Raw genomic sequence first — 22,532 nt, 5'->3', positions numbered from 1 at the left:
GTATTTAGAAAGAGCGATTGCTCATTTTGAAACATCTGACGAGAATTTACATTCTCATTTTTGGATCTCGCCGAAGCGTTCTCCGATACTCACTCGTTGTTCAGTTTTCAAAGATCAAGCTCGTTGTCAGTGTCGATTATCTCGTCACCAGCAACTCTTATAATATATCACATCCAGCCGATCAATGCAAGCTCTTTTTTCAACTTCTTTTCGAGCCAGGCGTTGATGTTTCGCGGCCAGAAATAGAATATATCACGGATAGAGATTCAATGCAAGCATTATTTCTAAATCATTATCTAAAGCTACGCTTCCCCTAACCGGCCCTAACCCGGCAAGCAAGTTAGCATAGCTCTACTCCTCTGTCCGCGTGCTTAAGCAATAATTTCTTGAATATGAAGCTCCCGTTCATTGATCAGATTAACGATGTTTCCTTCAACCTGAACCATGGGTCTTGTCGGGTTGTTACGATCGGTAAAGATGATTTCCCCATGACGCCCATCGCTGAGCCGTATCCGTGTACCGTTATATAGGTCTGTCGTCTTTTGAATGAAGGTCTGTACGATTACCGGATCGAGCTTTCCGAAGCTCTCCTTCTGCAGCTGCTCCAATACCAGATAAGGCGACTGTGCCTTTCTGTAGGCTTTTCCCAGCGTCATGGCATGAAAGATATCGGCGACTGCCACAATCTTGGCGTAGAAATGAATCTGGCTGCCATCCAGCCTAAGTGGATACCCTGAACCATCTATCTTCTCATGGTGCTGCAGGGCGGCGAGTCTAACCCCTTCGTTAATGGCTGTAACATTGCGCAGCAGCTGATAACCGTATGTAGTGTGCCTGCGTACTTCGTCAATCTCTGCACCGCTTAGAGGGGTTGGCTTCTGCAGCAGCGCTTCGTCTACCTTAATGTTACCTATATCGTGCAGCAAGCCGGCAAAAGCAGCCTGCATCCAGTCCTTCTGCGGATATCCGCACCACTGGGCAATTCGATAGGAGGTTAGGGCAGACAAGACCGCATTATGATAGTTATATTCCTGGTCAATCAGCACACGCGGCGCAAACTTTAAGACATGATAATCCTTCAAATGGGTAATCAGCAGCTCCAGTTGACTCCGCAGTTCGAAGATCGGAAGAGCCGCTGCAGCCGCTGCACGGTAGCTTTGCTTGATAAGCACCAGCATTTTCTCATACTCATCGTGAAGCGGAGAATTACTCTTGGCTAGCACCGACTCATTAATCAGAGCACCCGCCTTAGCCGCTTGCTGCTTCACTGCCGGTTTAGCGCTCTCTGCCGATTTGTCTTCCCCTTGTGCCCCTTCAATCTCAACCTGTCCGATCAAAAAAGCCTGCAAAATCTCAATATCCCGGGGGAGAATGATTTTGCCCTTCCCGAACAATACTCCTCCTAAAGGAGTAATTACATCCTTTATAATCTTTGAACCCGCTTTAATCTCTCCAACGGATATGTTTGGCATTAGCCCAAGCCCCTTTATGTCGGTGACACCTATGATGCTCTAATTATAGTATGGAACCCGGGAAGCGGCTAGATAGAGAATTCCCCGTTCATCAGTTAATAGAATATAAAAAAAGAGCATGGATTTCTATACATCAGAAACCCATGCTCTCCTGCCATCCTTATTCGAGGCTATCGTCTTCGTTCACGGCATCCGCTTCAGACTGGCTAGCTTCCATCTCGCCTTCGTCTTCTACAGGAACTCCTTGAATGTCTTCGCCATCCTCATGCTCAGACAGCTCTTCATCCTCTTTGTCCGCTCTGCACAGTGTAGCTACAGCATCATCCTCACGGATATTAATCAGCTTAACGCCCTGCGCATAACGGCCCATGGTGGATATTCCGTCCATGCTGGTACGTATCAGGGTACCGCTGGTCGTAATAATCATCAGATCCTCGTCCTGCTTGACGACCTTCAGCCCGACAACCGGCCCGTTCTTATCCGTAAGGTTAATGGTCTTGATGCCTTTACCGCCGCGGGTCTGGGACCGGTAGTCAGCAGCAGGTGTCCGCTTACCATAGCCCTTGGTGGTTACGATCAGCACCTCAAGCTCCTGGTCTACGCAGTCCATGCCAATAACATGGTCATTGGAATCAAGCGTGATTCCCTTAACCCCGGTAGCGCTGCGGCCCATGGAACGCACATCATTCTCCGAGAAGGTAATCGACATTCCGCGTGCAGTACCGATAATCAGATTCTGCTCACCGTCTGTCAGCTTCACCTCAATCAGTGAATCCTCCTCACGGAGATTGATTGCAATCAGGCCACCCTTACGGATGTTGTTGTAATCTTCCAGAGGCGTCTTCTTCACAATTCCCTCGCGGGTAGCGAAGAACAGGTACTTGTCACTGTCCGCTTCCTCTACCTGGATGACCGCGCTGATCTTCTCGCCCTGCTCAATTTGAATCAGGTTGATGATCGGCGTTCCCCGGGCAGTCCGTCCAAGCTCCGGAATCTCATAGGCCTTAATCCGGTACACCTTACCCTTATCAGTGAAGAACATCAGGTAGTTATGAGAGTTGCTCACGAAGAGATGCTCCACAAAGTCCTGGTCCTTGGTGTCCATCCCGATGACACCGCGTCCGCCGCGCTTCTGGCTGCGGTAGGTGTTGACCGGAAGACGTTTGATGTAACCGGTGTGGGTAATCGTGATAACAACCTCTTCACGCGGAATCAGATCCTCGTCAAGGATGCTTTCTTCCCCAACGGTAATTTCTGTACGGCGGTCATCGGAGTACTTATCCCGGATCTCCTGCAGCTCATTGCTGATAATATCCAGCACAAGATGCTCATTGGCCAGAATCTCACGGTATTCGGCAATTTTGGCCAAAAGCTCGTTATATTCGTTCTCGATCTTCTCGCGTTCCAGACCGGTCAGGCGCTGCATCCGCATATCGAGGATCGCCTGGGCCTGCTCTACGCTTAGACTGAAGGTCTCCATCAGACCTTCCCGGGCAATGTCGGTAGTGCGTGAAGCGCGGATCAGGGCAATGACCTCATCCAGATGATCCAGGGCAATACGCAGACCTTCCAGAATATGCGCCCGTGCTTCCGCCTTCTTAAGGTCGAAGATCGTCCGGCGGCGGATGACTTCGATCTGATGCTGCAGATAGTGATATAGCACATCGCGCAGATTCAGAGTCTTCGGTTCATTGTTGACAATAGCCAGCATGTTGATCCCGAAGGTGGACTGCATAGAAGTATGCTTGTAGAGATTGTTGAGTACCACACTCGGATTCACATCCCGTCTCATTTCAACCACTACGCGCATTCCATTACGGTCAGACTCATCACGCAGATCCGTAATTCCCTCGATGCGCTTCTCACGCACCAGCTCCGCAATCTTCTCCACGAGCCGGGCTTTGTTGACCTGGTAAGGAAGCTCATGCACAATAATCCGGGCCTTGCCGTTATTCTCTTCAATTGTCGCCTTGGCACGCATGGTAACCGATCCGCGTCCAGTGCGGTAGGCCTGACGGATGCCTTCACGGCCCAGAATATATCCGGCCGTCGGGAAATCCGGGCCTTGAATATATTCCATAAGCTCCATAGGCGTAATATCAGGATTCTTGATCATCGCCTGCACACCGTCAATAACCTCACCGAGGTTATGCGGAGGAATGTTGGTTGCCATCCCCACCGCAATCCCGCCTACACCATTGACCAGCAGATTGGGATAACGCGCCGGCAAGACTACAGGCTCGTTCTCTTCACCGTCATAGTTGGGCGCGAAGTCAACGGTCTCCTTGTTCAGGTCACGGAGCATTTCTCCGGCAATTTTGGACAAACGTGCTTCTGTATAACGCATTGCAGCCGCCATGTCTCCGTCTATGGAACCGAAGTTACCATGACCGTCTACAAGCATATAGCGCATGGAAAAGTCCTGTGCCATACGTACCATTGTTTCATAGACTGCTGAGTCACCGTGTGGGTGATACTTACCGATAACCTCACCGACGATTCTCGCTGACTTCTTATGTGGCTTATCCGAGGACATACCAAGTTCCGACATTGCAAACAAAATGCGTCGGTGAACAGGCTTAAGTCCATCCCGCACATCCGGCAAAGCCCGGCTTACAATGATGCTCATTGCGTAATCCATAAAGGATTCGCGCATTTCCACGCCAATGTCCCGATCTTTGACTTGCGGGTTATTTTGTTCAGCCATGAGTTGGTGGACCTCCTTCAGTTAAAAACCGCTACCCTATATTATATTACTTTCACAAAACCAGCACAATTAAACATGATAGCCTGTTATCGTCTATATTGATTTTCTTTTAGTACGGATAAGGGTATACGCCCTCTCCGCTGCTGTCTTCAGTACATAGACTGTAGAGACAAGAGAATTGGCTTCATGCCCCTGTTTTCGTCCCAAAAAGCATAATCTCATATCCTTATATTATAACATTATTTTGCTTTCTTGTCCTGAAAATTCGCTATGCGTAAAGAAACGGAGGCAGAACATGAAGATTCAACGCGTGTCCAGCAAATGGGCAAAAACGAAAGTCATTCTGCAAAACCGTCAGCTCTCGGTCTATATTCCGGAAACGCGCAAATACGGCCTGGAGGATCTGAAAGAAATGCTGCATCTGCATGGCACGGTATATATAAAGCCCGACCGCGGCACCTATGGCAGCGGAGTGATGAGAGCCGAGCAGAGGGTTGTACACTTAAGTCCCAGCGGGCAGCAGCCGGAGACCCGTGAACCGGAGACAGCAGCTGCAGGCATTGAAGCAGAAGTACCGGCAGAGCCGAAGCTGATGTATATTCTCAGGTATGCGAAGGACGCCGAGGTCTTTAATAGCCCTGAAGAGCTTCATGCCGCACTGGTGCCCCGGATTAAAGACCGCAGCTATCTGGTCCAGCAGGGCATTGATCTGCTGCAGCATCAGGACCGTCCCTTCGACCTGCGGGTGCTTACCCAGAAGAACCCCCAGGGCAGCTGGGAGACTACAGGCATGCTTGGCCGGGTCGCCGCACCGCAGAAGGTGATCACGAATTATCACAGCGGGGGCAGTGTTTTTCCGGTAGATACCCTGTTCAAGGAGCATATGACCTCTGACGAAATGTCTGCAACTACCCAGCAGCTCAAATCGCTGGGCGTCCGAATCGGCGCGCAGCTCGAAACGGCTTATCCAGGCCTTAAGGAGCTGGGGCTTGATGTCGCCATGGACCAGCATCACGATCTATGGCTGCTTGAAGTAAACACCTTACCCTCCATCATTGTCTTCAAATTGTTCCCGAACAAAGCAATTTACCGCAAAATCCACCGTTACGCTGTGGCCTATGGACGGTTGAAGCCTAACCGGAAGTCCGTGACCAGCCGCCGCAAGCGAATATCGAACTTCTAGCTCTATGTATTCAAACGGCAGGCTATATACCCCTCTGTATTACTAAAAAACCTCCGGCTTCATCCGCAAGGGATAATCCGGAGGTTCGCTATGTGCGGCTTAAATATCCAGGTTCTTAACCGATTGCGCATGCTCCTGAATGAATTCACGGCGAGGTTCGACATTGTCACCCATCAGGGTATCAAAGATGCTGTCCGCCAGCATGGCATCCTCAATGGTCACCTGCAGCATGGTGCGGCTCTCAGGGTCCATCGTCGTGTCCCACAGCTGAGCGGCGTTCATCTCACCCAGACCTTTGTAGCGCTGAACATTAACCTTCACGTTCTCACCGAAGGCAGCAATGATCTCATCGCGCTCCTTCTCGGTCTGTGCATAGCGCACAACCTTGTTGCGCTCGATCTTGAAGAGCGGCGGCTGGGCGATATAGATATACCCTGCGTCAACAATCTTCCGCATGTAGCGGTAGAAGAAGGTCAGCAGCAGTGTTCGGATATGGGCGCCGTCGACGTCCGCATCCGTCATAATGACAACCTTGTGGTAACGCGCCTTCGAGAGGTCGAAATCATCGCTAATCCCGGTTCCGAGTGCGGTGATAATCGCCCGGATTTCCGCATTGGACAAGATCCGGTCCAGCCGGGCCTTCTCGACGTTCAGAATCTTGCCGCGCAGCGGCAGGATCGCCTGGAAGTGACGGTCCCGGCCCTGCTTGGCAGATCCGCCGGCCGAGTCACCTTCGACGATGTACAGCTCACTGATCGATGCATCCTTGGAGGAGCAGTCCGCCAGCTTACCCGGCAGCGCGCTGACTTCAAGCGCACTTTTGCGGCGGGTCAGCTCACGGGCCTTTTTGGCTGCTTCACGGGCACGGGAAGCCTGCAATGACTTCTCCAGCACCTTACGTGAGACGGCAGGATTCTCTTCCAAGAACTCCTGCAGCTTCTCGCCGAACAGTGATTCTACAATCCCGCGGACTTCACTGTTGCCGAGCTTGGTCTTGGTTTGGCCTTCGAACTGCGGCTCAGGGATTTTGACGGAAATAATCGCCGTCAGACCTTCACGGACATCATCACCGGTCAGATTCTGGCTGCTATCCTTGATCACGCCGGCCTTGCGTGCGTAATCATTAATGATCCGCGTCAAAGCGCTCTTGAAGCCGGATTCATGCGTTCCGCCCTCGTGGGTATTGATATTGTTGGCGAATGAATAGATATTCTCTGTATATGAATCGTTATATTGGAGAGCTACTTCAACCGCGATCATATCCCGTGAGCCTTCCACGTAGATCGGTTCCTCATGAAGAGCTTCTTTTTTCTCGTTAAGGTATTTCACATACTCCACAATACCGCCTTCATACTTGAACGTATTGTTGACTCCGGTCCGTTCATCCAGCAGTGACAGCTCAATGCCCTTGTTCAGGAAGGCCAGCTCTCGGATACGGGTAAGGAGCGTGGAGTATTCAAAAGTAGTGGTTTCGGTAAAAATATCCGGGTCCGGGTGGAAGGTGGTGGTGGTCCCCGTCTCCTCTGTATCCCCGATCACTCTGATGTCATATTGCGGCACGCCGCGGTTGTACTCCTGCTGATAGACATGCCCGTCACGCTTGACGGTCACTACTACCTTCTCGGACAAAGCGTTAACCACAGAGATCCCCACGCCGTGAAGACCGCCGGACACCTTGTAGCCCCCGCCGCCGAACTTACCGCCTGCATGCAGGACAGTCATGACCACTTCAAGCGTGGACTTCTTCAGCTTGACGTTCTCACCGACAGGAATTCCCCGCCCGTTGTCAATAACAGTCACACTATTATTTTCAGTAATTATGACTTGAATCCGGTCGCAAAAACCTGCCAGCGCCTCATCGATACTATTATCGACAACTTCCCAGACCAAATGATGCAGACCTTTTGAGCTGGTGGAGCCAATGTACATGCCGGGACGTTTCCGAACTGCTTCCAGCCCTTCCAGTACCTGAATCTGGCTCTCATCATATGTCGGTTGATTCATTGACATGCCTTCACCTACTTCTTTCAGATTATCTCTTGTAACTTACGAAACCTATATTTCTAACAAGATCTTGGCTCTTTTTTTGAGAGTGGAGGAGGAGATCGGGGAGTAGTAGACAGTATTCCTGGTCACGACAATAGACTTCGCTTCCTCTTCACCAATGCGTTCCAGCTTCTTATCCTGCTGGGAATGAGTCATAAACTGCTTCGATACCTTGGAGGACTTCTCAATCGATATATCAAATATAGCAATCAGCTCTGAGGATCGAATAATTTTTTCTCCGCCCAAATGAATATACATGGTCTTCCTCCGCTCTTTATAACCCCACTTTGCCGCCATGAACATGATACAGGATTGCACCCTTTAGTTTATCAGCGTTCAGTCCCTCAACACCGGTGGCAGTGATGAAGGTCTGCACCTTGCTCTGAAAGGTTTCGATAAGCTGGGTCTGACGATAGGGATCAAGTTCGGACAAAACATCATCAAGAAGCAGCACAGGGTATTCTCCGATCTCCTCATGGATCAGTTCAATTTCCGCCAGCTTGAGCGATAAAGCTGCCGTACGTTGCTGCCCTTGGGAACCGTAGACCTGAGCTTCTCTTCCGTTGATAAAAAAGGACAGGTCATCCCGATGGGGACCCGTCAGCGTCATGCCGCGCCTGATTTCCTGATCTCTTGTTTGTGATAACTTTAACATAAATTTGTCCAATAAGACAGCTTCATCTTCCTCTTCACGCTCACCAAAGGAGGGGACATAGAGCAGCTTGAGCTCTTCTCCGCCGTTTGTGATGCCCCGGTGGATGCTTTCTGCCCATATCTGCAGCTTCTTTATGAATTGTTTCCTTTTTTTGACGATTTTAACACCATGTTCTACAAGTTGGGCATCCCAGATGTCCAGAAGCTCCCGGCCGCCAGCCTCCTTGCCCCATAACTGCTTCAGCAAATTGCCCCGCTGGAGGAGGATTTTCTGGTACTGCTGCAGATGAAACAGGTAGCTCGGCTGAACCTGGCCAATCTCCATGTCAAGGAACCGGCGCCGGATGCCCGGGGTGCCTTTAACAATCTCCAGATCCTCCGGAGCAAACATTACAACGTTCAGCGAGCCTACGAATTCACTGAGCCGCCGTTGCTCCAGTCCGTTAATTCTGGCCTTCTTGCCCTGCGGGGACAGGGTCAGCTCCAGCTTAAGATCCCCGTATTTGCGCTCTACTTCAGCAACAATCTGTGCGGAGCCCGCCGGGGCATCGAAGGAGATCAGCTCCTTGTCCTTGGAGGTCCGGTGGCTTTTGGTCATCGCAAGGACAAACAAAGCCTCCATGAGATTGGTTTTGCCCTGGGCGTTCTGTCCGAGAATGAGATTCACATCGCCCAGATGCTCAAGACGCAGCAGCCCATAGTTGCGGTAATCCTGCAGTCCGATATTTTTGACAAACAAGAGCCTGTTCCTCCTTAGGGTTACTCCTCCTTGACGCCGCCGCCCTCAACTTCAAAGACGCCGTTATCCTGTACCTCGATTGTATCACCCGGGTAGAGCTTCCGGCCACGCCGTTCTTCTACCTCACCGTTCACCTGCACATGCCCTTCCTGCAGCAGTGCCTTAGCCATCCCCCCTGTGGATACACAATCGGAGAGCTTCAGGAACTGGTCGAGCTTAATATATCCACTGTGGATAACTATTTTTTTCATGTTTTTGATCCTCTCAGCCACTTATCCACATGTTCATGAACAGGGCGTTAATTAGTTGTCCGGTACGGCAGAATCACATACAGGCTGCGGCTCTCATCGAGCGGTCTGAGAATAATCGGGCTCATCATGCCGGTGAAGGCGATCACGAGTTGCTCACTCTCCACCACCTTCAGCACATCGAGCATATATTTGGAGTTGAAGGAGATGCGCAGCGGCTCGCCTTTGAAATCGATAACTTCCAGCTCTTCACGAACCTTCCCCAGCTCGGAGGAGCTGGAAGAGATCTCCACATCACCGTTTTCCAGGGTCTGCATCCTGACGATGTTCGTTTTCTCTTCGCGGGACAGCAAATAAGCACGGTCAATCGATTCGCTTAATTTTTTTGTGTCCAAAGTTAGTTCTGTTTTGTAGGTGGTTGGAATAATTCTAGAAGTATCCGGATAAATGCCATCCAGAATCCGCGAATAGAACAGCACTTTGTCGATTTTGAACAGCACCTGGTTATCGGCGACGACAATATCCACCAGCATATTCTGATCAGGGATAATTTTGCTCAGCTCGTTCAGCGTTTTGCCGGCAATGACAATATTCGCGAACTGGATATTCTCTGTGCCTTCCAGGTGTGCAGCTCTGGTTGCGAGCCGGTGGCGGTCGGTAGCCGTGAACTTGAATTCATTGTCGGCCAGATTCCACAGAATGCCTGTCAGGATCGGTGTGGTCTCTTGGGTGGAGATGGAGAAGGCAGTCTGCTTGATCATATTCTTCAGCAAATCACCGGGCATGGAGATGGTTTCATTCTCTTCAATGCTTGGCAGAACAGGGAATTCTTCAGGATCGAGGCCCACAATCTGAATCTCCGTAGAGCCGGAGGAGATGTAGGTCTGGAAGCCTTCCTTGACTTCCATGTGAATTTCTTTGGAGGGAAGCTTCTTGATAATCTCTACGAAAAATTTGGCGGGAAGCACTACGCTGCCCGGCTGCTCTACCTTGACGATCGTCTGGCTGTCATTCTCGGCAGGGATGAAGGACTGAATTGAAATATCCGTATCACTTGCAGTCAGTGTAACGCCCTGATGGCTAACCTCAAACTTAATACCGGTCAGAATAGGGATAGTTGTTCTGCTGGAGATTGCCTTGGAGACATGGCCGATGGATTCGTTAAGCTCGTTTTTGAGAATGCTGATTTTCATGATTTCACTCCTAGCTGAAAAATTGGGAAATGGGTGTACGTAAATGCTCTTTGAAACCTGCTCTTAGAAGATGAATTATTATAGTTATTTAATAGTATTAGTAGTAGGGGCTCCGTTTATGTGGATAAGTGGCTAAACAGCATAAAATTAAGCCTACCCACATGTGTATAGATTGTGTATAGGCTCTTTGTTCCTCTTAGGAAGGATTTTTAATTTTCTCCGAAAGATTATTTACCACTTTATAGAGCTCCTGGTCCACCTTTAATTGCTGCGTAATCTTCTCATGGGCATGGATAACGGTCGTATGATCGCGTCCTCCGAAGGCCTCGCCGATCTTAGGAAGCGAATAATCCGTCAGCTCGCGGGAGAGATACATGGCAATCTGCCTTGGAAAAGCCACAGCCTTCGTGCGTTTCCGCGCTTTGAAGTCCTCCATGCGCAAATTGTAGTATTCACCGACTTTTTGCTGAATATCGTTAATGGTGATCATCTTCGGACGGCTCGAAGGGATGATATCCTTCAGCGCTTCGGCTGCCAGATGTGTCGTCACATCCTGGTTCGTCAGGGAAGAATAAGCCACTACACGGATCAGCGCGCCTTCAAGCTCCCGGATATTCGTGTCGATCTGGTTGGCAATGTACATCATGGCTTCGTTCGGGATATCCAGGTTCTCCGCCTTGGCCTTCTTGCGTAGAATGGCAATCCGCGTCTCAAGATCGGGGGGCTGGATATCTGTGATCAGTCCCCATTCGAACCGGGAACGCAGCCGTTCTTCCAGAGTAGGAATTTCCTTGGGAGGCCGGTCGCTAGAGATGATAATTTGCTTGCGTTCTTCGTGAAGAGCATTGAACGTATGGAAAAATTCCTCCTGCGTGGACTCCTTGCCGGCCAGGAATTGGATGTCGTCAATCAGCAAAATGTCAACATTGCGGTACTTGTTGCGGAAGCTTTCGCCGCGGTTATCACGGATGGAGTTGATGAATTCATTCGTGAACTTCTCGGAGGAGATGTAAATCACCTTGTTGTTGGGGTTATGCTCCAGCACATAATGGCCGATCGCATGCATAAGGTGAGTTTTTCCGAGACCTACGCCTCCATACAGAAACAGAGGGTTATAGGCTTTGGCCGGCGCTTCGGCTACAGCAAGGGAGGCTGCATGCGCAAAACGGTTGCCTGAACCGATCACGAATGTGTCGAAGGTGTATTTGGGATTGAGCAAATGAGTCTGTGCCTCTTCGCGCGAAACAACGGGAGTAGGCGCACTTTGCTGAACCACAGGCTCAGAGGGCTTGTTCTCCTCAATGACAAATTTGACTTCCACCTGCTGTCCGGTAACTTCATATACCGTTGCTCCTACCAGTTTGGTATAGCGACTTTCCAGCCATTCTACGGCAAAGGTTGTAGGCGCCGAGATGATAAGAGCCTGGGAATTGAATGTCGTGGCCTTGGTGGCCTTGAACCAGGTATCGAAGCTCGGCTTGCTTAGTTTGGTTTGAATAATCGATAATATTTGCTGCCATAATTCGGAAGTATGGCTGTCCACAGACTGTCACTCCTTTAAATCTTCCAAATGTGGCATCAGCCATGAAGTGGAAATGTCGAAGAAAATGGGTTGGCGATTAATCTTATCCCCAGTATGCAACTTCAAGAGACAAAAAAATATGGATAAATTTGAATTGTTCACAACTTTATCCACAGCTTGTTGATAATTTATTGAACAAACAAATCTATTCACATTCAAAAGTAATACTATCATAGCAAAACGCCCCTTATTTTTCAATGAGCGACGCCATTTTATCCACAAATTCAATCACTTGTGTATAATTTTTAGGCACACCACTACATATTGTTGATAATTTGTTTACCGTTCGACAATTTCCGCGACTACGGCAATTTTTTTATACACAGGTTGTGCTCACCTGTGAGCAAAATCCGCCCGGAATTAATCACAGGTGGATAACTGGACAAGCCTGTGGATTATTTTTTTGGATGTGTTCCTTTGTGGATAAGCGGTTGGGGTTAGGATTAGTGAAGAGGCGGGACACGCTGGGGATAAGATTCCGGATTCCGGCTGGTCCCAAAAAACGGGGGCACAAGTGGAGCAGCCGGAAAAAGAGGGAGAAAGAGACATGGTTGACTTTTGGCGCATTAATGTGTTTAAATATATAAAGGTGTTTTCTGTGAGGATATGTCTCCAAATTAAATTGATAATACTTGTAGATACTGTCCCTACTTTAAGGACGGCTTAGTCCGTTTCTGCTTATATGACAGTAATTATGTTCCTGTAAGGGAGGTGCAATACATGAGACCGACGTTCAGACCAAATGTGAGTAAACGCAAAAAGGTGCATGGTTTCCGCAAAAGAATGAGCACGAAAAACGGCCGCAAAGTGCTGGCAGCCCGCCGCTTGAAAGGCAGAAAAGTTTTGAGTGCGTAAGATAGGCCACTTTGGGACCACTGCTGTGGTCCTTTTTTACGCTTTATTTGCAGAATGCATCAGCTGTTTTTATTTCTCTTCTATATATAGCGCAGAATGGGATGATGCTCAGTGAGCAGAAACCCACGCATTACTTCTGCTGCTGCAACAATAAATGATAGGCTCTGCAGGGGATATTAACGCTACTGCGGGGCTTTTTTTAAAGATATAAGAATTTATAGGTTGCACACGATAACCTATCCTTTCTATTTCTCGCTGAAACGGTACCCTCATTTAAAAGGACGGCGAAGCCGTTTCCACTTGAAGATATAAGAATTCAATTTCACTAGAGTGTAGCTTCCACAAGCTGTCTATGTTTGTTGGCAGGGGATCTCCAGGGCCGCCGCAGTAACTGTTTATGGTCTCCCTTGAATGACAATACTAATTAGAAGATGAAATTCCGGAGCCTGGAGCAATTCCGGTATTTGAATAGGAGATTTCCGTGCACAAAAGTTTACGATTACGAAACCGTGCCGACTTCAGCCGCGTATACCGCCATGGGAAGTCATTTGCGAATCATCAGTATGTGGTTTATTGGTTCCCCAGAAGAGAAGTGGAACGATTCCGGGTGGGCATATCCGTCAGCAAGAAGGTCGGGAATGCCGTAGTCCGCAACCGGATGAGAAGGCTGGTCAAGGAGATTGTCCGTCACCACGAGGCGGAAATTGCCGGCAATCTGGATATCGTTTTCATTGTCAGAAAAGGAGCGCTCTCCAAGGATTACGCCGAGCTGGAGAAAAGCGTGCTGCATGTGCTGCGCAAAGCCAAGCTACTCAAGGCTTTACGCAAGTAAAAGAGCCTGAAGAGGGCTTGTTTATTTGTATCCATAATTATGTTATGATTTACGGTGCAATGGAATGTTTATGAGAGGGGTTTTGAAGTGTCTCTAATGAAGACTAAGCGAGGAAAAATGTTTCTTCTCCTCGGGTTAATGGTTCTAATGATCGCTGTTCTGTCGGGATGCTCTCCGTCTGCGACAACAGTGACGCACACTACGGAGGATTTGAAAAATGGAGGCTTCTGGCAGAGTAATGTTGTCTATTATTTCGCCTTAGCCCTGGATACTTTCGCCAAGTGGTTCAACGGCCAATACGGCTTTGCCGTTCTCGTGATGGTGATTATTGTCCGCACGCTGATTCTCCCGCTTACGATTAAGCAGGTGAAGAGCTCGCGCGCCATGCAGGCGATTCAGCCGGAACTTGAGAAGATTAAGAAGAAATATAAAGATGAGCCCGAAAAGGTACAGCAGGAAACGATGCGGCTGTTCCAGGAGAACAAGGTTAATCCAATGGCGGGCTGTCTGCCGCTGATCGTGCAAATGCCAATCTTTATTGCCCTATACAATTCCATCTACTACAACCCGGATCTCAGATTGCATGACTTCTTGTGGCTGCAGCTTGGCAAGCCCGACCACCTGTTCATTCTGCCGGTTCTCGCTGCCGCAACCACCTTCATTCAGACCCGCATGATGACCAAGATGAACCCGGTCCAACAGCAGGGTCCAATGCAGTTCATGATGATGGTCTATCCGGTTCTGATCTTCATCATGTCCTACAACTTCCCGGCTGCTCTGCCTCTGTACTGGGTATACAGCAATATTTACACCATTGTCCAGAACTACTTCCTGTACCGCAACAATGATAAGCACAAAGCAGCACTTGTTGCTGCCAATGCTACGGCCAATGCAGGCAACAGCAAGGCCAAGGATGTTAACCTGACGAAAAGCAAGAACAGCAACTCTAACGCCCGCAAAGATGTAACTCCTGCTGCTAAAGGAAACGGAAGCAATGGGAAGAAGGGGGTCAAAAAGTCAAAATGAGCAAAGTCGTCGCGACAGGGAAAACCATTGAAGAAGCTGTAGAACGGGGACTTAATCAGCTTGGAGTTCACAAGGACCGGGTAACGGTCAACGTACTTGAACAGCCGTCAAAAGGATTCCTTGGATTGATCGGTGCGAAGGGTGCCAAGGTGGAATTGACCTTAATCCCGGAAGCCGCACCGGCATCAGCGGCGAGTGCTCCGCTACTGTCTCAGCAGACAACAAGAGAGAGCAATACAGAGGCGATCAGCGGTGTACCGCGCCAGGATTCCGGACACCCGGTAGAAGAAGCATACGGTCAGGCCGTTCATTTCATTGTAGATGTCGCCAAGAGCATGGGGCTTGAGGTGGAAGTTGAAATCGTTCATGCCAAGGAATCAACTGTTCTGCAAATTTCCGGTCCGGAGCTTGGGCTGCTGATTGGCAGAAGAGGACAAACTCTCGATGCTTTGCAGTATTTGGCTAATATTGTGGCCAACCGGTATTCTGACAGCTTCATCCGGCTCGTGCTGGATGCGGAGAACTTCCGGGAGCGCCGCAAGAAGACACTGGAGGAGCTGGCTGACCGTCTGGCCGGGCGTGTGGTGAGGACCCGCAAAGAGGTGGTCCTTGAGCCCATGTCCCCGCAGGAACGAAAGATCATCCATTCCAGATTACAGGATCACAAGCAGGTGAACACCCTCAGCAAGGGTGAAGAGCCGAACCGCCGCGTCGTTATAACTTTGAAGTAGAACCATATGCCGCAATGACTCCTTGACCTATGCGAGGAGTCATTGTTTTTTTGAAGAGACCAAAACCAGAGGTGAATTAAAAACATGCTTAGTGATACTATTGCCGCTGTATCGACAGCCTTGGGCGAGGGCGGTATTGCCATCATCCGGGTTAGCGGACCGCAGGCAATCCCCCAAGTGGCCCCTTTGTTCAAAAGCCGTATCCCCCTTACGGAAGCTGATTCTCATACGGTGCATTATGGACATATCGTAAGTCTGCAGGACGGGGAACAGCTGGAAGAGGTACTGGTAACCGTCATGAAGGGACCACGCTCCTTTACCACGGAGGATGTGGTGGAGATCAGCGCCCATGGCGGTGTAATCTCTGTAAGAAGAGTAATGGATCTGCTGCTGCAGCAGGACATCCGGCTGGCCGAGCCGGGAGAGTTCACAAAGCGTGCCTTTTTGGGCGGACGGATTGATCTCTCGCAGGCCGAGGCCGTAATTGATCTGATTCGTTCCAAGTCGGACCGGGCCTTCTCGGTTGCCCTCAAGCAGGTTAGCGGCTCGTTATCCGCACGTATTCATGAGCTTCGGCACACGCTAATTGAGACACTGGCCCATATAGAAGTGAATATTGATTACCCCGAGCATGATGTGGAATCCTTAACTGCCGATTTCATCAAGGATAAGAGTCAAGAGGTTATGCAAGGCATAGATAAGCTGCTTCGAACCGCCAATGAAGGAAAGATTCTGCGCGAAGGGATTACGACAGCTATTGTGGGCAGGCCCAATGTCGGGAAGTCCTCACTGCTGAACGCGCTTGCCCGCGACAACAAGGCGATTGTGACCGACATTCCGGGAACAACGCGTGATGTGATAGAAGAGTATGTAACGATTAATAATATCCCGCTGAAGCTGCTGGATACTGCAGGTATCCGTGAGACGATGGATGTGGTGGAGAGAATCGGTGTGGAACGCTCGAAGGCGGCTTTCAGCGATGCGGATCTGATTCTACTGGTGCTGAATGCCAATGAGGAGCTTCATGAGGATGAACTGGCACTGATGGAACAAATCCACGGTAGACAAGCGCTGGTCATCATGAATAAAATGGACTTACCGTCCCGTCTGGACACGGAGAAGCTGCGCTCCTTTTTCGCTGAAGCGAGTATTGTACCGATGTCGGTGCTGGAAGAGGAAGGACTCGATAGATTGGAAGAGGCGATCTCCGCACTATTCTTCGGAGGCAAGCTGGAATCTGGCGATCTGACTTATGTAAGCAATGTAAGGCATATAGCCTTGCTTAAGAAGGCACATAAATCACTACAGGATGCCTATGAAGCAGCGGAGATGCTGATTCCTATAGATATGATACAGATTGATGTACGTCTAGCCTGGGAGCAGCTCGGGGAGATTATTGGAGATACGGCGGCTGATTCGCTGCTGGACCAGATCTTCTCGCAATTCTGTTTGGGCAAATAAGAAGGAGGAACCGTTATGAATTATGATGGAGGCAGCTATGATGTTATCGTCATCGGCGCCGGTCATGCCGGCTGCGAAGCAGCTCTGGCTGCTGCACGGATGGGCTGCCGCACACTGATGATCACAATTAACCTGGATATGGTGGCCTTCATGCCATGTAATCCATCGATTGGCGGACCCGCCAAGGGCCATGTGGTGCGTGAAATTGATGCACTCGGCGGAGAAATGGGCCGCAATATAGACAAGACCTTCATTCAACTGCGAATGCTTAATACAGGCAAGGGGCCTGCGGTTCATGCTCTGCGTGCACAAGCCGACAAGTTCCTCTATCAGCACGCAATGAAAGAAACGATGGAAAAGACTCCTAACCTGACTCTGCGCCAGGGGATGGTGGAGGAGCTGATCGTCGAAGACGGACGCTGCGCCGGAGTGGTGACGAAGACAGGGACGGTGTATCACAGCAAGACCGTTATTCTGACAACGGGAACCTATCTGCGCGGCAAAGTGATCATGGGTGAGCTGACATATGAGAGCGGACCAAATAATCAGCAGCCGTCCGTACGCCTGTCCGAGAATTTGCGCGAACTGGGGTTCGATTTGGTCCGCTTCAAGACCGGAACGCCGCCGCGTGTCCACAAGGATTCGATTGATTTCTCCAAGACAGAAATCCAGCCGGGCGATGAGAAGCTGAAATTCTTCTCTTTTGAAACCAAATCCTCGGATAATGAGCAGTTGCCTTGTTGGCTGACCTACACCTCCCCGGTTACTCACCAGATCATTAATGACAATCTGCACCGGGCGCCGATGTTCACGGGTATTATTGAAGGAACGGGTCCGCGTTATTGCCCTTCCATTGAAGATAAGGTTGTCCGGTTCAGTGATAAATCACAGCATCAGATCTTCCTGGAGCCGGAAGGTAAAAACACATCGGAATACTATGTACAGGGTCTGTCGACAAGTCTTCCTGAGGATGTGCAATTGGCGGTCCTGCGGTCTATTCCCGGTATGGAGAAGGTAGAGATGATGCGCAACGGCTATGCCATTGAATATGATGCCATGGTTCCGACGCAGCTCTGGCCGTCTCTGGAAACCAAACGTCTGCCGGGACTATTCACTGCGGGACAAATCAACGGTACCTCCGGCTATGAAGAAGCGGCAGGGCAGGGGGTTATTGCCGGTATCAATGCAGCGCGTAAAGTACAGGAGAAAGAGCCGGTCGTGCTGGATCGTTCACAGGGTTATATTGGCGTTCTGATCGATGATCTTGTCACTAAGGGAACGAATGAGCCTTATCGCCTGCTGACTTCCCGTGCGGAATACCGGCTGCTGCTCCGTCATGATAATGCGGATCTCCGCCTGACGCCAATCGGCTATGATATTGGGCTGATTACAGAGCAGCGCTATGAAGCCTTCCTTGATAAGAAGGGCCGGGTCGACCGTGAGATTATCCGTCTGCAGGAGACAAAGGTCAAACCGGTTCAAGTGAATGAAGCGCTAGCCAGTTATGGATCTGCACCGATTGTTGACGGAAGCAATCTGCTGACCTTAATGCGCCGCCCTGAGCTAGCCTACAGCTTCGTGGATCTGATCTCTCCTTCTCCAGAAGAGCTGGATGAAGAGATGAAGGAGCAGGTGGAGATTCAGATTAAGTATGCCGGCTATATTGAGAAACAGCTTCTGCATGTGGAGAAGCTTCAGAAGATGGAGAAGAAGAAGATTCCAGACGACATCAACTATAATGAGATTCATGGACTGGCAATGGAGGCCCGGCAAAAGCTGACCAAAATCGCTCCCATCTCCATTGGGCAGGCTTCGCGTATCGGAGGCGTTACCCCGGCAGATATCTCGATTCTGCTGGTCTATCTGGAGCACTATAACCGTGTAACAGCGGCGAAAGGATAACCTATGGATACAACGGTAGCTGAGTTCACCGACCTGCTCAAGGAGCATGGGCTGGAACTCTCAATGAAGCAGCTTGAACAATTTGAACTCTATTATCAGGAGCTGGTCTCCTGGAATGAGAAGATGAATCTAACCGGGATCACAGAGCGGAGCCAGGTATATACCAAGCACTTCTATGATTCTTTATCTTTAGCCTTCTACGTGAATATGCAGGAGACGAAGAGTCTTGCTGATATTGGTTCAGGGGCAGGGTTCCCTGGTATTCCGCTAAAAATATGCTTCCCGGATCTTAAGCTGACGATTGTGGATTCACTTAGCAAACGGATCACCTTCCTGCAGCATGTCTGTGATACCCTGGGGTTGAAGGGTGTACAGCTCATTCACGGCCGGGCAGAGGATGTGGCCAGACAGTTTGTTCACCGGGATGCTTATGATGTAGTTACTGCCCGTGCGGTGGCTCGTTTATCGCTTCTGAATGAATTCTGTCTGCCATTCACCCGCAAGGAAGGCATCTTCGCTGCCATGAAGGGGAGCGATCCGACGGAGGAACTGCAAGAAGCCAAGCGCAGCTTCAAGGAGCTGCGTGCTGAACTGCACAAGGTAGAATCCTTCAGTCTGCCGGTGGAAGAATCTTCCCGGCATATCATTCTTGTACGTAAGACTGGGGCCACACCGTCCAAGTATCCGCGCAAGCCCGGCGTACCTGCGAAGTCGCCACTCATCTAATTGTTTCACGTGAAACAACATTTGACAGTCTTCTGTTATAGTGGATCAAGCTCATCTTTGATGAGCTTGGTCTTTTTTTAAATATAAGAATGTATAGGTTTCACGCTATCCATTATCCTTCTATTTCTCGCTGAAACGGTACCGTTCTTTAAAAGGACGGCAAAGCCGTTTCCACTTGTAAGATAAGAATTTATATTTTTGGGGCCTCTACAAAGTACCTGAGTTATCTTCGAAGCCAAAGCCCCACTTTGTGGGGTTATTTTTATGGAAAGCAGGGTCTGTTCAGGCTGGTGTGCAGGAAAAATAGGTCATTATGGAGAATAGGATTATTAGCAGAAAAGTGATAGAATAATATAGTAAGACTTTTAATAGATAAGATCAGAATAAATGCCAGGCCGTCTTTTAAGAGAAGTGGCTCAGAATGACTTAGGGATACTTTTCTTACGCTGTACGATAAGCTTTTCGCATGAAAGGTTAAGATGATCGTACTATAACGAAATTAGGTGGTTATGAACGGAATGAAAGAACAATTCACCAAGCTTTTTGGATTTACCGAGCGGAGCAGCGGAGAAGAGATCAAACAAATCCCGGTTCATGAGGTCATCAGCAGTCCGTATCAGCCACGGACTATTTTCGATGATGAGAAGATCGACGAGTTGTGTCAGACTATCAAAACTCATGGCGTGATCCAGCCGATCGTTGTGCGTATGCGTGATTCCCAGTATGAGATTATTGCAGGCGAAAGACGCTGGCGGGCAGTTAAAAAGCTGGGCATGGACACCATTCCGGCACTTGTCCGCGAATTCAATGATTCACAGGCTGCATCGATCGCACTGATAGAGAACTTGCAGCGTGAGGGCTTAACCTCTATTGAAGAGGCGATCGCGTATCAGAAGCTGATTGACTTGCATCAATTGACCCAGGAGAGTCTGGCTCAGCGGCTTGGCAAAAGCCAATCCACCATTGCCAACAAAATCCGCTTGCTGAATTTGCCTGAACAGGTCAAAACTGCTTTAATGGAAAGGAAAATCACCGAGCGTCATGCACGCTCGCTCTTGTCGCTGGACACTGAGGAGATGCAGCTTAAGGTTCTGGCTGAGGTTATTTCCAAGGAATTGAATGTAAAACAAACAGAAGCACGTATCGCCTTCTACAAGGCCGTTACCCAGACCAAAAAATCAAAACGGACCTCCTATACCAAAGATGTCCGTCTCGCTCTTAATACAATTCGTCAATCTATAGACATGGTGACCGGCTCAGGAATGGAGATTAAGACCTCCGAGAATGACCGCGGAGATCATTATGAGATTGTGATCCAAATTCCAAAACGATAATGGCAACAAAAGCTGAAGGCGGCCCTGAGGTGTTGGCCGCCTTTTCTATGACTAGCTCCGAACGTTATCACATATACACTCTAAGGATAAGTTGTTGTCTATTTGCTTATTTACCTACATCTCCGCAAACGTGATGCCGTAGATCCAGATTATTATGCCGTTAACAGCTAAGAACTACAAGATGATTCTTTCTAAACAATTCGAGGTGAAATAAGTGTCCAAGATTATTGCCATAGCAAATCAAAAAGGCGGGGTAGGTAAAACAACAACCTCTGTGAACCTGGGTGCCAGCATGGCTACTCTGGGGAAGAGAGTGCTGCTTGTTGATATTGATCCGCAAGGCAACACTACGAGCGGCGTTGGCGTCAACAAAGCGGATGTAGAAAATTGCATTTACGATATTCTTATTAATGAAGTGGATCCGCAGGATACAATACAGGAGACCCGGATTGAGGGCCTTCATATTATTCCGGCAACCATTCAGCTGGCAGGAGCAGAGATCGAGCTGGTCTCTACGATATCGCGGGAACTGAAGCTGAAGAAGGCACTGAATGCAGTGAAGGCGAATTATGATTACATCATCATAGATTGCCCGCCATCATTAGGGATTCTTACCATTAACTCTCTAACGGCTGCTGACTCAGTGATTATCCCTATACAATGCGAATATTATGCGCTTGAAGGATTAAGCCAGCTGCTCAACACTGTAAGACTGGTTCAGAAGAATCTTAATCCGCATCTCAAAATAGAGGGAGTATTGCTCACGATGCTGGATGCCCGGACGAATCTCGGGATTCAGGTTATCGAAGAAGTAAAAAAATATTTCCAGGAAAAGGTATACAGAACGATTATCCCGCGTAATGTACGCCTAAGCGAAGCCCCTTCACATGGACAGTCAATTATTACCTACGATTCCCGTTCCAAGGGAGCGGAAGTATATTTAGAGTTGGCAAAGGAAGTGATCTCTTATGAGTAAGCGTTTGGGGAAAGGCTTGGATGCATTAATACCTTCTCTGTCGATCAATGAAGACGATAAGGTAGTAGAGATTCCGTTGACGCAGCTTAGAGCCAATCCTTATCAGCCGCGCAAGGATTTCAATGAAGAGGCCATTCAGGAGCTTGCAGAATCCATAAGACAGCATGGTGTGATCCAGCCGATCATTGTTCGCAGTGTTTTGAAAGGGTATGAGATTATTGCCGGGGAACGCAGATTCAGGGCCTCGCAATATTGCGGCAAAGCTACGATTCCGGCAGTGGTCCGCAGCCTCAGTGATCAGCAGGTGATGGAGATTGCCCTGATCGAGAACCTGCAGCGTGAGAATCTTAACGCGATGGAAATAGCGGTTGCTTATCAAGGACTGATGGATCAATTCTCACTAACTCAGGAAGAGCTTTCTCTTAAAGTCGGAAAGTCCAGATCGCATATCGCCAACTTTTTGCGGCTGCTTAGCTTGCCGGAAGAAGTGAAGGATTATGTTTCACGTGGAACAATTTCGATGGGGCATGCCCGGGCAATTGTGGCTCTGAAAGATCCGGAGGTCATCAAGCAATTGGCTGCCCAGTGTGTGGAGCTTCAGTGGAGTGTTAGAGAACTGGAAGAGGTAGTGAAGAATCTCGACCGCAAACCGGCTAATGGAATTAAGGCCAAGGTTGTGAAACGTGATCCTTATATTGATAATGTAGAGGAAGTATTACGGGAGCGATTCAAGACAACAGTCAAAATTAAACAAGGCAAGGAAAAAGGGAAAATCGAATTAAACTATTACAGTGCCCAAGACCTGGAAAGATTGCTGGAACTGCTGGGGAACTGATTTGGATATTTGTACCGAAGACATATCCTG

The 22,532-nt window shown here is 49.1% G+C and carries 19 protein-coding genes; 11 read left to right on the top strand and 8 right to left on the bottom strand.

Annotated elements, in window-relative coordinates; genetic code table 11:
* Positions 1-371: 371 nt before the first annotated feature.
* Positions 372-1,472 carry an HD-GYP domain-containing protein gene (locus C173_RS21070; protein WP_036728078.1) on the bottom strand — a complete coding sequence of 367 codons (1,101 nt, stop codon included), beginning with the start codon at positions 1,470-1,472 and terminating at the stop codon, positions 372-374.
* 160 nt (positions 1,473-1,632) lie between these two features.
* Positions 1,633-4,179: a DNA gyrase subunit A gene (gene gyrA, locus C173_RS21065; protein ID WP_036728076.1), complete on the bottom strand. Its 2,547-nt coding sequence runs from the start codon at positions 4,177-4,179 to the stop codon at positions 1,633-1,635.
* Between the two features lie 295 nt (positions 4,180-4,474).
* Between gyrA and C173_RS21060 the strand changes: the two genes are divergently transcribed.
* Positions 4,475-5,362: a YheC/YheD family protein gene (locus C173_RS21060; RefSeq protein WP_036728074.1), complete on the top strand. Its 888-nt coding sequence runs from the start codon at positions 4,475-4,477 to the stop codon at positions 5,360-5,362.
* A gap of 99 nt (positions 5,363-5,461) precedes the next feature.
* Here the strand turns inward: C173_RS21060 and gyrB are convergent, their stop codons facing one another.
* The 6 genes from gyrB to dnaA all read right to left on the bottom strand — a co-directional run bounded on the left by gyrB (position 5,462) and on the right by dnaA (position 11,785).
* Positions 5,462-7,372 (bottom strand): DNA topoisomerase (ATP-hydrolyzing) subunit B, encoded by a 1,911-nt coding sequence (gene gyrB / locus C173_RS21055; protein ID WP_036728073.1) that lies wholly within the window; start codon positions 7,370-7,372, stop codon positions 5,462-5,464.
* A gap of 45 nt (positions 7,373-7,417) precedes the next feature.
* On the bottom strand, positions 7,418-7,666 hold the full coding sequence (gene remB, locus C173_RS21050) for an extracellular matrix regulator RemB (protein WP_036728071.1): 249 nt from the start codon (positions 7,664-7,666) through the stop codon (positions 7,418-7,420).
* A gap of 16 nt (positions 7,667-7,682) precedes the next feature.
* Positions 7,683-8,801 carry a DNA replication/repair protein RecF gene (gene recF / locus C173_RS21045; RefSeq protein WP_036728069.1) on the bottom strand — a complete coding sequence of 373 codons (1,119 nt, stop codon included), beginning with the start codon at positions 8,799-8,801 and terminating at the stop codon, positions 7,683-7,685.
* A gap of 20 nt (positions 8,802-8,821) precedes the next feature.
* Positions 8,822-9,052 (bottom strand): S4 domain-containing protein YaaA, encoded by a 231-nt coding sequence (gene yaaA / locus C173_RS21040; RefSeq protein WP_036699885.1) that lies wholly within the window; start codon positions 9,050-9,052, stop codon positions 8,822-8,824.
* Positions 9,053-9,099: 47 nt separating this feature from the next.
* Entirely contained in the window at positions 9,100-10,242 is a 1,143-nt protein-coding gene (gene dnaN, locus C173_RS21035) for a DNA polymerase III subunit beta (protein WP_036728067.1), read from the bottom strand.
* Positions 10,243-10,438: 196 nt separating this feature from the next.
* Positions 10,439-11,785, bottom strand: coding sequence for a chromosomal replication initiator protein DnaA (dnaA, locus tag C173_RS21030; protein WP_036728066.1), 1,347 nt, complete (start codon positions 11,783-11,785; stop codon positions 10,439-10,441).
* Positions 11,786-12,544: 759 nt separating this feature from the next.
* Between dnaA and rpmH the strand changes: the two genes are divergently transcribed.
* The 10 genes from rpmH (at position 12,545) to C173_RS20985 (ending at position 22,502) form a co-directional block, all read left to right on the top strand.
* Positions 12,545-12,679 (top strand): 50S ribosomal protein L34, encoded by a 135-nt coding sequence (gene rpmH, locus C173_RS33800; protein WP_039295761.1) that lies wholly within the window; start codon positions 12,545-12,547, stop codon positions 12,677-12,679.
* Positions 12,680-13,160: 481 nt separating this feature from the next.
* Positions 13,161-13,511, top strand: a complete 351-nt coding sequence (gene rnpA / locus C173_RS21025; RefSeq protein ID WP_036699878.1) for a ribonuclease P protein component — start codon at positions 13,161-13,163, stop codon at positions 13,509-13,511.
* An 87-nt stretch (positions 13,512-13,598) separates the two neighbouring features.
* Entirely contained in the window at positions 13,599-14,537 is a 939-nt protein-coding gene (locus C173_RS21020) for a YidC/Oxa1 family membrane protein insertase (protein WP_036728064.1), read from the top strand.
* On the top strand, positions 14,534-15,268 hold the full coding sequence (gene jag / locus C173_RS21015) for an RNA-binding cell elongation regulator Jag/EloR (RefSeq protein ID WP_036699874.1): 735 nt from the start codon (positions 14,534-14,536) through the stop codon (positions 15,266-15,268). The genes C173_RS21020 and jag overlap by 4 nt, the downstream gene beginning before the upstream one ends.
* Positions 15,269-15,352: 84 nt before the next feature.
* Positions 15,353-16,729: a tRNA uridine-5-carboxymethylaminomethyl(34) synthesis GTPase MnmE gene (gene mnmE, locus C173_RS21010; RefSeq protein ID WP_036728062.1), complete on the top strand. Its 1,377-nt coding sequence runs from the start codon at positions 15,353-15,355 to the stop codon at positions 16,727-16,729.
* Positions 16,730-16,744: 15 nt separating this feature from the next.
* The gene (gene mnmG / locus C173_RS21005; RefSeq protein WP_036728061.1) at positions 16,745-18,631 is read left to right on the top strand and encodes a tRNA uridine-5-carboxymethylaminomethyl(34) synthesis enzyme MnmG; all 1,887 of its coding nucleotides are present in this window, start codon (positions 16,745-16,747) and stop codon (positions 18,629-18,631) included.
* Positions 18,632-18,634: 3 nt separating this feature from the next.
* Positions 18,635-19,357, top strand: coding sequence for a 16S rRNA (guanine(527)-N(7))-methyltransferase RsmG (rsmG, locus tag C173_RS21000; protein WP_036728059.1), 723 nt, complete (start codon positions 18,635-18,637; stop codon positions 19,355-19,357).
* A 518-nt stretch (positions 19,358-19,875) separates the two neighbouring features.
* A complete protein-coding gene (noc, locus tag C173_RS20995; protein WP_036728058.1) occupies positions 19,876-20,691 on the top strand; it encodes a nucleoid occlusion protein in 816 nt (271 codons plus the stop codon).
* A 214-nt stretch (positions 20,692-20,905) separates the two neighbouring features.
* Complete coding sequence (locus tag C173_RS20990; protein WP_036728056.1) at positions 20,906-21,667, top strand: ParA family protein; 762 nt, start codon at positions 20,906-20,908, stop codon at positions 21,665-21,667.
* Positions 21,660-22,502, top strand: coding sequence for a ParB/RepB/Spo0J family partition protein (locus C173_RS20985; protein ID WP_036728055.1), 843 nt, complete (start codon positions 21,660-21,662; stop codon positions 22,500-22,502). Before C173_RS20990 ends, C173_RS20985 begins: the two co-directional genes overlap by 8 nt.
* The last annotated feature ends 30 nt before the right edge of the window (positions 22,503-22,532 follow it).

It is taken from the genome of Paenibacillus sp. FSL R7-277, from assembly GCF_000517965.1.
Lineage (GTDB): Bacteria > Bacillota > Bacilli > Paenibacillales > Paenibacillaceae > Paenibacillus_AQ > Paenibacillus_AQ silagei.
The sequence above is the reverse complement of the archived record's forward strand: the minus strand, read 5'-3'. Positions and strand labels throughout refer to the sequence as shown.

Bases quoted from the DNA above. Each gene is read 5' to 3' on its own strand.
- C173_RS21070 (WP_036728078.1), bottom strand. From the start codon at position 1,472: ATGCCAAACATATCCGTTGGAGAGATTAAAGCGGGTTCAAAGATTATA.
- gyrA (WP_036728076.1), bottom strand. From the start codon at position 4,179: ATGGCTGAACAAAATAACCCGCAAGTCAAAGATCGGGACATTGGCGTG.
- C173_RS21060 (WP_036728074.1), top strand. From the start codon at position 4,475: ATGAAGATTCAACGCGTGTCCAGCAAATGGGCAAAAACGAAAGTCATT.
- gyrB (WP_036728073.1), bottom strand. From the start codon at position 7,372: ATGTCAATGAATCAACCGACATATGATGAGAGCCAGATTCAGGTACTG.
- remB (WP_036728071.1), bottom strand. From the start codon at position 7,666: ATGTATATTCATTTGGGCGGAGAAAAAATTATTCGATCCTCAGAGCTG.
- yaaA (WP_036699885.1), bottom strand. From the start codon at position 9,052: ATGAAAAAAATAGTTATCCACAGTGGATATATTAAGCTCGACCAGTTC.
- dnaN (WP_036728067.1), bottom strand. From the start codon at position 10,242: ATGAAAATCAGCATTCTCAAAAACGAGCTTAACGAATCCATCGGCCAT.
- rpmH (WP_039295761.1), top strand. From the start codon at position 12,545: ATGAGACCGACGTTCAGACCAAATGTGAGTAAACGCAAAAAGGTGCAT.
- jag (WP_036699874.1), top strand. From the start codon at position 14,534: ATGAGCAAAGTCGTCGCGACAGGGAAAACCATTGAAGAAGCTGTAGAA.
- mnmE (WP_036728062.1), top strand. From the start codon at position 15,353: ATGCTTAGTGATACTATTGCCGCTGTATCGACAGCCTTGGGCGAGGGC.
- mnmG (WP_036728061.1), top strand. From the start codon at position 16,745: ATGAATTATGATGGAGGCAGCTATGATGTTATCGTCATCGGCGCCGGT.
- rsmG (WP_036728059.1), top strand. From the start codon at position 18,635: ATGGATACAACGGTAGCTGAGTTCACCGACCTGCTCAAGGAGCATGGG.
- noc (WP_036728058.1), top strand. From the start codon at position 19,876: ATGAAAGAACAATTCACCAAGCTTTTTGGATTTACCGAGCGGAGCAGC.
- C173_RS20985 (WP_036728055.1), top strand. From the start codon at position 21,660: ATGAGTAAGCGTTTGGGGAAAGGCTTGGATGCATTAATACCTTCTCTG.